This is a genomic window from Mesorhizobium sp. M2A.F.Ca.ET.067.02.1.1 (genome assembly GCF_004023285.1).
GTDB lineage: Bacteria > Pseudomonadota > Alphaproteobacteria > Rhizobiales > Rhizobiaceae > Mesorhizobium.
The window spans coordinates 1-9701 of the sequence record NZ_RZSB01000156.1 but is presented as its reverse complement, the minus strand read 5'-3'; the positions used below and the strand labels follow the sequence as shown (position 1 = coordinate 9701).

Below are 9701 nucleotides of genomic sequence, written 5' to 3'. Positions count from 1 at the left end.
CAACAGGGCTTCATCCCGTCGGGACGGCGACCCTCGGTAACAATCAACGTGAGGCAATGCGGGGGGCAGTTTCTCAATTCGCCCGACAGTTAACCAAGAAGTGTCTTCGCTACTGCATTAGACGAACGCATGAAAACGATCACACAGGCAAGCGACGGGCCTCGCGGCGTGCGCTAATAAGCCGACCATACCCAACAGCACGGACGCATCCCATCAGCTACCCCAGGCCCAGGGTTTGGTCGAATCTCGCGACATCCACGCATAGGTGTTCAGCTTGTCTCATTGAAGACCTCTATGTGCGATCTGATACATTGAGGTACAGTATTCCGGCCCGCGCGGCTTGAAACACGTGGCTTCCTTCCTTGGCACGCCAGTTGCTGGAGACTTCATGCAAGGTCCGCGGCTGGCCGTTCCTTCAAGCAAGGCAAGTCGGGCAAATGAACGTGATAGAAGCCAAGTCAGCAAAGGGGAAGCCCATGCGGATAGCAGTCGTCCGGAACCGTGATTTTACTGGCGTAATCAACCGGTTCGGTCAGCCTTATCCAGAGTCCCCGCACCCTTGGCCGCAAAGTGGTGCGACAGCCCATAGGGTGGTGGCGGCACTACAAGACAGTGGTCACGAGACGCTGTTATGTGAAGGCGACAAAGGACTCCTCGACAGGCTCGAACGATTCATGCCATCCGACCCGCAAGGCCGCCCTTCCGGAGCCGTCTTCAACTTGGCAGAGGGGATTCAGGGCGAGTACCGTTTCACCCACGTCCCAGCCATGCTTGAGATGGCGGGCGTTCCATACACTGGGTCGAGCCCACTCGGACACGGGCTGACGGACGACAAGGTCATCAGTAAGACACTCATGCGCAGCTGCGGCGTGCCCACGCCAAATTTTTGTGTCATGCGCGACAGCACCGAGAGTGCCGGCAATCTCCGATTCCCAGTGGTAGTCAAGCCGCGTCACGAGGACAACAGCTTTGGTTTGCAACTCGTACATGAGCCCGGTCAACTGAGGCAAGCAGTGGAATTGATTGTCACGGAATATGCGCAGGATGCGCTCGTGGAAGAATACATCGACGGGCGAGAAATCCATGTCGCGCTACTGGGAAACGGGCAACCCGAGGTGTTGCCCTTCGCTGAGATCGACTTCGGTGAACGCGAGATTGGCCTTTTGACCTGGGAAGCGAAACACCTCCCGGCCGAGCAGCCTACGACGATTTGCCCGACGCAAATTGAGAGCAGCCTCGCGATTTTGCTGCGGAACATTTCGGTTGCGACCTTCCGTGCCTGCCAATGCCGAGATTATGCCCGCCTCGACATCCGGATCGACCGCTCCGGCCGACCTTTCGTATTGGAGATCAACTCAATGCCAGGGCTCAGTATGAGCTCCGAATTTGTCCTAGCCGGGATCGCTGCTGGACACAGCTACTCGAGCTTGATCAATCGCATCCTCGACGTCGCCCACACGCGATATTTCGGAGTCGGCATTGCCTAAGCTGAGGGTTCAGCATCAGAGGCAAAAAAGACGGAGCTGACAGTTCAGCGGGCCTGCCAGTTTCCAGTCCGCAAGAACCCGAGAAACTGCGGCGACAGCATGACCGTGAGATCCTTTGGCGGCCTTGCAGTGGAGGCGTAGGTCACCATCCGATCGCTGTCGACATCCGCCGCCTTGAGACTCACCGCCTCCGAGCGCGCAACCCCGCGCCATAGGGCGGTGGTCAGCGCAGTGCGCGACTTCAATAAGGGCACCGTTGCCCACAAAGCGCACTACATTGTCGGTGCTCAGGATCGTCGGCAACTTGCGGAGGCTTGCGCGCATAGACCGGATCTCGCGTGGTCCAGCGTCAGCGCTACTGAATGTCTTCTCGACTCGGCGCAGAAGAAAGCCACGCACGGAACGTCTGGCTCAGCGCCGGCCAGGAAAGGCCCTGCGACGTTAGAAGCGCGAAAAATGTTTTGGCCACGGTGCTGAATGGCAAGAGCTTGGCGAGGGGCTGGGCATGCGAATCCGCCAAAGCCAATGGGCGCTTCGCATCGGCAAGAAAGATGACTGTTGAAGTTGGCCCCACATTGATTGCGTTAGGCGATGTCGGCCTCCTCGCTAGCGAGCTCCTTCATCTGGAAAACAGATGGTACCGCCTCCGACTTTATATTGGCGGCGGGGCTGGCAGGTGACGCATAGTGAGCCAGCCTACAATTGCGTCTTGAACAAACCGAGCGAAACGAAGTGCAGATCAAAGACGTCCTCCTTGCGTCTGGCAACGGCGCATTCTTCTATGACGATCAAGCTGCCATTAGGTCCGGCGCAACCCAGGACGGCTTCATCTATGTCGGCGAACCGATAACGCCTGGGTTCACGTCGCTTCGCATTCCGGCATCTTCGCTGAGCGTCGGGCTTGTTCTCACGGACGACACCGTTGTTTGGGGCGACATGATGGGCGTTCAGTACTCTGGTGCTGGCGGACGCGATCCTGTGTTTGAAACTAATCAAATCTCGGATTTGACGTCGCGCGTCGTGGCACCACGGCTTCTCGATGTCGATGCGTCTCTTTATCTTGATGCCTGCGCGAAGGTTTTCGAGCCATTCGAACAGCAGCGGCTATCACTCGCGATTGAGTACGGCGTCAGCCAGGCGCTGCTTCGAGCCGCGGCCTACCTCCAGCGCGCCACAATGGCAGAGGTTGTATGCGCTGAATTCAACTTACCGCTGCCGACGCGCCGGGTCCCGATTTACTGCCAGAGCGGCGATGCTCGCGAAGTCAATGTCGACAAGATGATTTTGAAGGCGGTGGATGTGCTTCCCCACGGTCTGATCAACTCACGGCAGAAATTCGGCGTAGACGGTCAGACCTTCATGGAGTTCGTGAAGTGGGTCGCGAAGCGTACGCGCGAGATCGGCCGTCCCGGGTATAATCCCGTGCTGCATTTCGATGTCTATGGCTGGATCGGTCAAGAAATCGGCCTGGAGCCGCAACGGATCGCCGATTTTATCTGCAGGGTTGTCGATACCGTTCCGGGTTTTACGATCAACATCGAGTCCCCGGCGGACTTTGGTTCGACGCAAGCTCAAATTGAGAACTACGCCGAGATCGTATCCATTTTGGACAGCCGAGGTTCCACTGCTCGAATTGTCGTCGATGAGAGGTGCAACACGCTTGAGGATATTCGGCTCTTTGCCGAAGCGAGAGCCGCGCATCTCATTCAAATCAAGACGCCCGATGTTGGCTCATTGGCTGACACGGCACATGCCGTGCTCCTGTGCAAGGAGAACAAGGTAGGCGCGTACGTTGGAGGAAGCTGTACCGAGACAGATCTCTCTGCCCAAGCTTCTGTCCACATATCGGTGGCGACCCAGGCAGACATGATGCTCGCAAAGCCCGGGATGGGTGTCGACGAGGCATTTTCCATCGTTGGGAACGAACAGAACCGGTTGCTCGCCATCCTGAACCGTCGAGCAAGTAAAAATGTTAGTTGAAAAGGGGCGGTGTGTCGGCAATGCAGAATAGCCTTGAGGGGATCACCGTCGTTGCGGTGGAGCAGGCCGTGGCAGCGCCTTATGCGTCATCTCGCCTTGCGGATGCCGGCGCCCGAGTGATCAAGATTGAACGGCCGGAAGGTGACTTTGCCCGAAGCTACGACAAGTTGGTTCGGGGGCAGAGCGCTTACTTCGTCTGGCTCAACCGGGGCAAGGAGTCGGTTTGTCTAGACCTGAGGTTGGAGGCGGACCGCGAGGTTCTCGACACACTCGTTGCTAGTGCAGACGTCTATATCCAAAATCTGAAACCGGGCAGCATCGAAAAACTGGGTTTCGCGTCTGGGGATCTCCGTCGACGTTTTCCGCGGCTGATCACCTGCGACATCTCTGGATTCGGGAACACAGGGCCGTATTCGCATTTGAAGGCTTATGACCTCATCGTCCAGGCCGAAACAGGTCTATGCGCGATCACCGGCAACCAACAAGGGCCTGCGCGTGTAGGGGTTTCGGTTTGCGACATTTCGGCGGGCATGACAGCACATAGCGCCATTCTTCAGGCCCTCTATCACCGCGAAGTCACCGGTGAAGGCACCAGCATCCAGGTGTCTCTGTTCGATGCCGTCGCCGACTGGATGAATGTTCCGGTTTTGCAAAACGACTACAGCGGCTACCACACGGCACGCGCCGGCGTGAAACACCCGTCGCTCGCGCCGTATGGCGCCTATCGGTGCGCCGACGGCAAAGACGTCATCTTTTCTGTTCAGAACGACCGTGAATGGGTAAATTTTTGCGAGAAATTTCTTAGGCAGCCGGAGCTCACACGCACTCCCGGTTTTGCTGACAACATGGAGCGCCTCGGTCACCGCGCGGAACTTGATGAGATCATTGAACGGCGGTTTTCCGAATTGTCCTGCCACGAAGCAATGCAGGAGCTTGAGGCGGCCGGTTTGGCGTATGGTCGCCTGAATGAAGTCGCGGATATTTCAAATCATCCTCACGTTCGGAGGGTTGGGGTTGGCACACCGAAAGGAATTGTAGATACAATAGCGCCAGCAGCGATCTTCAACTCTGAGCGCTCCTCGCTGCGTCCAGTTCCGGCTCTAGGCGCTCATACCCAGGCTGTCCGCGAGGAGGTTCGAGGGCTTTTGCGCGAAAGAGCCGCGTCAGCGTGAGCGCGCGTTTGAGTAAGGTGAGTCTGCTCGCGGTATATGAAGAGCCTGTCTATCTCGGATCATCTCAGCGCATCGGCCATCCAGCAAGCCCATCGCCGTCACGCTCGCTAACATTGATCACAGGGGCGACTCCATGATCAAGGACACCTTTCCGGCCGTTGAAGGCGCGATGTCTGTACCACGCTGGAGATCCCTGCTCTTTGTACCCGCTCACGTCCCGCTCTTTGTGGAGGCTGCCCATGAGCGCGGGGCAGATGGCGTCATACTCGACCTCGAGGACTCCGTTCCCCAGGATCAGAAGGGAACGGCACGGCGGCAGCTTCCTGAATGCGTTGCAAAGGTAGGCCGGAAGAACGCATCTGTTTTGGTCCGCGTGAATCATGGTTTGCGCGCTTTGGCGGCCGATCTCGATGCAGCGGTGATGGCAGGTGTTAACGCACTGGTTCTCCCGAAGACGGAATCGGCGGAGTGGGTATTAGAGGTCGCGAATGCGGTTTCGGAACTTGAACGGGAAAGAAATCTTCCGCCGGGAGGCATCCGGTTCCTTGCCCAGATCGAGACCCCAGGCGCCTTGCAAAGACTCGCGGCCATTGCGTCGGCGCATCCAAGGATGGTCGCAATGGCGCTTGGTCCTGAAGACTTCAGTGCCGCTGTCGGCGGTGCCCCGGAATTTGATCTGCTCCTGGCCCCGAACCTTGCCGTGCTGTTCGCTGCCCGCGCGGCCGGATTGCTCCCTTTGGGCTTTATTGGAAGCGTTGGCGAGTTCTCGGACACCCATAGACTTCGTGAAACCGCGGCGCATGCGCGGCGGCTTGGCTTTGCCGGAGCTTTGGCGATCCACCCGGCACAAGTGGCCATCTTCAATGAGGCCTTCTCGCCGAGCGCACAGGAGATCGAGTGGGCCCGTCGTGTTCTCGCGGCGGAAAAAGATGCGGCAGGGCAGGGCCGAGGCGCTTTCGCCTTGGATGGAAAGATGATCGATCCACCGGTGATCCGAAGGGCCCAAGAAATTACCGCCTGGGGTCCGGAACCGACTTGGGTGTTTGAGCCTTCTGCGGCTGGTTTAGAGCAGACTTAGTGCGCCCTGGCACAATTATTGCTGTCGCGCCATCGCATTTCGAGATAGATTACATAAATTGGAGTTCGCCCTCGGAAGAGTACCCGTGGAAATCAGGCAGTTAAGATACTTCGTTGGCGTGGTCGAAGCAGGCAGTTTCACCAAGGCCGCTGGCTTTCTGAATGTCGCCCAGAGTGCGCTGAGTCTGCATGTGCGCCAATTGGAGGAAGGCTTCGGCACTCAGCTGCTGATACGCGACAGGACCGGCGTGAGCGTGACGGCGTCAGGAGCCAAACTGCTCGAGCGGGCGCGGGCAATTCTCAAAGAAATTCGACTTACCGAGGTGGAATTGACCAACACAGCCGCTTCCCCTGCCGGGGAGGTGACTATTGGCATTCCGTCTGGAGCTGCTCGCGTCCTGAGCGGTCCGCTGCTTGAGGCGGTGAGACACGAACTGCCCAAGGTGTCCCTCAAGATGGTCGAGGGTATGACGGGACCGCTAGAGGAATGGATGGCGGCTGGACGCTTCAATCTGGCGGTTCTGTACCGCACAGCAGACAGTGTGGGGCGAATGACGGTGCTAGCGCGCGAAGACCTTTGTCTGGTGGTTCCGTCCGGCGAGCCACCGTTTGAAGATGCGATATCTCTGGCCGACCTGCATGCATTCCCCCTGGCGGTTCCCATGCGCAACAACAATGTCAGGCGTTCGGTGGCTGATGTCGTCGCACAACACGGTTGCGCGCTGGACGTCAGGTTTGAAGTGGACTCCCTCTCAACGATCATCAACATGGTCGTAGAGGGAAAAGCGCATTCTATTCTCGCCCCGTCTGCGGTTCAGAAAGAAGCCTCCCAAGGGCTGGTCCGGACTGTCAAGATCGTCGATCCGGTGATTACTCGGTCCGTGGTGCTCGCTGTAAATCCCAAAGATGAGCGTTCTGCGGCCGTTTCTGCGGTCCGCAAGCTCATTCCGAAGGTCGCCAGAAAATTGATTGAAATCGGGGACTGGGCGGCGGTGGCGCCTGAGGCGACCTGACAAACTAACCTGTAAAGCTGGGCATGATCTTTTGCGGCCATTGGGACCAGCCCGATCTGGATTCCAGATGGATTTCGGCAATATTCGATATTTGACCCGCCGCGACCATCGCGATGAAACTGGCTCAAGCGAGTTCAGCAGTTTCGATATCGAAACTGCGCTCGTATGCAAGAATTCAGTCAAGTGGAGCCCGCGATGTCCGACGCCAAGAGTTACGAGCTCTTCATTAATGGCAAATGGCGAGCCGGTGGTAGCCGAGCCACTTTGCCGGTGATCAACCCGGCGACGGAGAAGGTATTTGCCTCAGTGGCCTCGGCTACGGTTTCAGACTTGGATGAAGCTCTTGCTTCGGCAGAACGCAGCCGCAAGGCGTGGTCCTCACGACCCGCCAAAGAGCGTGGCGAGATACTCGTCTCTGCCGCCAGCATTCTGGCAGAGAAAGCTGGCGCCGCAGCCAGGGACCTGTCGTCCGAACAGGGAAAGACGATTGCCGAAGCAACAGGAGAGTACGCGCGCGCAGTCGAAACGCTGGAATGGAATGGCCGGCATGCCGATGAGTTGTCGACCCCGATTCCGTTGGGTCCGAACAGGATGATCGTCCCGGAGGCCCTCGGTGTCGTCGCTGCCTTTACGCCGTGGAACTATCCAGCCGTTCTCATCGCCCGCAAGCTCGCCCCCGCGCTGGCGGCAGGCTGCCCGGTGATCCTCAAAGGGGCCGAAGAGACGCCAAGCGTGGCTGTCCATATCGTGGAATCTTTGCGTCAAGCAGGGATACCGGAAGGCGTGGTCAACCTGGTGTTCGGTGTTCCTGTGCATATATCACGGCATCTGCTCAGTTCGCCAATTGTCAAAGTCTTGACGTTCACGGGGTCGACCGCTGTTGGGAAACAGCTGGCCACACTGGCCGCGAATAATCTGCAGCGCTGCATCCTTGAGCTCGGTGGACATTCCCCGGTTATTGTGTGCGAAGATGCCGACCTGGCAACGGCGATACCGGCTATTTCGGAATACAAATTCGAGTGCGCGGGCCAGAGTTGTAATGCGCCCAGCAGGATTCTTGTCGCCCGATCCCGCTATGAGGAATTCCTGTTCCGGATGACGGAGGCGGTCCGAAAAATCAGGATCGGTCCACCGGATGACCCTGCAACGCAGATGGGTCCCATGGCAAACGCGCGGCGAATCGAGGCCATGCAACGCCTGACCAAAGATGCGGTAGAGGGCGGCGCCCAAATCGAGACCGGTGGCACCCCCCTTGACCGACCGGGGTTTTACTGGCCGCCAACCATCCTGACTGGCGTACCGAAGGAAGCGAGAGTACTTCATGAAGAGCCGTTCGGACCAATTCTCAGCGTGGCTCCTTTCGATACGATCGAAGAGGCGATCGATGAAGCCAACGCCACGGAGTACGGTCTGGCCGCCTACTTGTTTACTGGCGCGGCCGATACGCAACAGAGGCTTGTGGGCGGTCTTTCTGCGGGCGCTGTTAGTGTGAATTACCTGAAAGGGGTTTCCGCTGATGCCCCTTATGGAGGAGTCAAGCAAAGCGGCTATGGATATGAAGGCGGCGAGCAGGGGGTGCGAAGCTTCCAGATTCTGAAAATGGTCAATGGCCTCGGTTCATTTGGATAAAATCCGGTGGGAAACAGAACACGGACCATGGCCGGTAGCGACATCACAAGGAGCGTCGCCGACGCCCTTCAGTACATCTCGTACTATCATCCTCCAGATTATATCCGGTCTCTTTCTCACGCATACACGCGAGAACAGAGCCCGTCGGCGAAGAATGCCATAGGTCAGATTCTGCTGAACTCCCGCATGGCGGCCTTTGGGCGGCGCCCGATTTGTCAGGACACCGGACTTGTGGTTGTCTTCGCAAAGGTCGGCATGGATGCCCGCATTAAGTCAACGGCCAGTTTCGCTGATCTTGTGAATGAGGGCGTACGTCAAGCCTATCTCGATCCGGACAATCCCCTTCGGGCATCGATCGTTGCGGATCCCCTCGCTAGACGGGTCAACACCCGAGACAACACGCCGGCAGTTGTCCATGTCGACCTGGTGCAAGGTAACCAGATTGAGATCACCATCGCCGCGAAAGGCGGCGGGTCGGAGAACAAGGCACGTTTTACCACCCTCAATCCCACCGCCTCCGTTTCCGACTGGGTGGTCAATACCGTTTCGACCCTTGGCAGCGGGTGGTGTCCACCTGGACTGATCTCTGTCGGCATCGGTGGTAGCGCTGAAAAGGCGATGCTGCTGGCCAAGGAGGCCATGAACGAGCCCATCGATATGGCGGAACTGATCGCAAGGGGGGCGTCAAGCGCAGAGGAGGGGCTGCGGATTGAGCTTTATGAGCGGATCAACGCGCTTGGTATCGGCGCCCAAGGCCTTGGTGGTCTGACGACAGTCGTTGACGTCAAGGTTGCGACCTATCCTACTCATGCAGCGTCCAAGCCCGTGGCGCTCATCCCGCAATGCGCCGCCAACCGGCACCTGAAGTTTACTTTGGACGGGTCTGGACCCATCAGCCTCCAGCCGCCCGATTTGCGCGAATGGCCCGACATCGAAGCCGACGAATTGAACCCAGCCGGCGTCCGGCGGGTCAATTTAGATACGCTGACGAAGGAAGAGACGGCATCGTGGCGCTGCGGTGAAACGCTCCTGCTGTCTGGAAAGATGCTGACGGGCCGTGACGCTGCCCACAAACGAATGGTCGAACTGATCGATGCCGGCAAGCCGCTTCCAGTCGATCTGCGGGGACGCGTGATCTACTACGTCGGTCCCGTCCGGGCAGCGAGAAATGAGATCGTTGGACCCGCCGGTCCAACAACCTCCAGCCGCTTGGACGATTTTACGGACAAGGTGCTCGCCGAAACCGGCCTTTTCGCGATGGTGGGCAAAGCGGAGAGGGGACCGGCGGCCATCGCCTCGATTGTAAGACACAAAACGCCATACCTTGCTGCAGTGGGTGGCGC

7 protein-coding genes are annotated in these 9701 nt (G+C 58.2%); all 7 read left to right on the top strand.

The window, feature by feature from the left end; genetic code table 11:
- Positions 1-476: 476 nt before the first annotated feature.
- The gene (locus EOA28_RS13630; RefSeq protein WP_128314960.1) at positions 477-1487 is read left to right on the top strand and encodes a hypothetical protein; all 1011 of its coding nucleotides are present in this window, start codon (positions 477-479) and stop codon (positions 1485-1487) included.
- A gap of 732 nt (positions 1488-2219) precedes the next feature.
- Positions 2220-3467, top strand: a complete 1248-nt coding sequence (locus tag EOA28_RS13625; RefSeq protein ID WP_128314958.1) for a methylaspartate ammonia-lyase — start codon at positions 2220-2222, stop codon at positions 3465-3467.
- Positions 3468-3487: 20 nt separating this feature from the next.
- A complete protein-coding gene (locus EOA28_RS13620) occupies positions 3488-4639 on the top strand; it encodes a CaiB/BaiF CoA-transferase family protein (protein WP_128314957.1) in 1152 nt (383 codons plus the stop codon).
- A 133-nt stretch (positions 4640-4772) separates the two neighbouring features.
- The gene (locus EOA28_RS13615) at positions 4773-5717 is read left to right on the top strand and encodes a CoA ester lyase (protein ID WP_245501519.1); all 945 of its coding nucleotides are present in this window, start codon (positions 4773-4775) and stop codon (positions 5715-5717) included.
- An 85-nt stretch (positions 5718-5802) separates the two neighbouring features.
- Complete coding sequence (locus tag EOA28_RS13610) at positions 5803-6729, top strand: LysR family transcriptional regulator (protein WP_128314956.1); 927 nt, start codon at positions 5803-5805, stop codon at positions 6727-6729.
- 195 nt (positions 6730-6924) lie between these two features.
- Positions 6925-8358 carry an NAD-dependent succinate-semialdehyde dehydrogenase gene (locus tag EOA28_RS13605; protein ID WP_126097356.1) on the top strand — a complete coding sequence of 478 codons (1434 nt, stop codon included), beginning with the start codon at positions 6925-6927 and terminating at the stop codon, positions 8356-8358.
- Positions 8359-8385: 27 nt separating this feature from the next.
- On the top strand, positions 8386-9701 hold a 1316-nt coding region (locus tag EOA28_RS13600; RefSeq protein ID WP_148670710.1), incomplete at its 3' end, for a fumarate hydratase.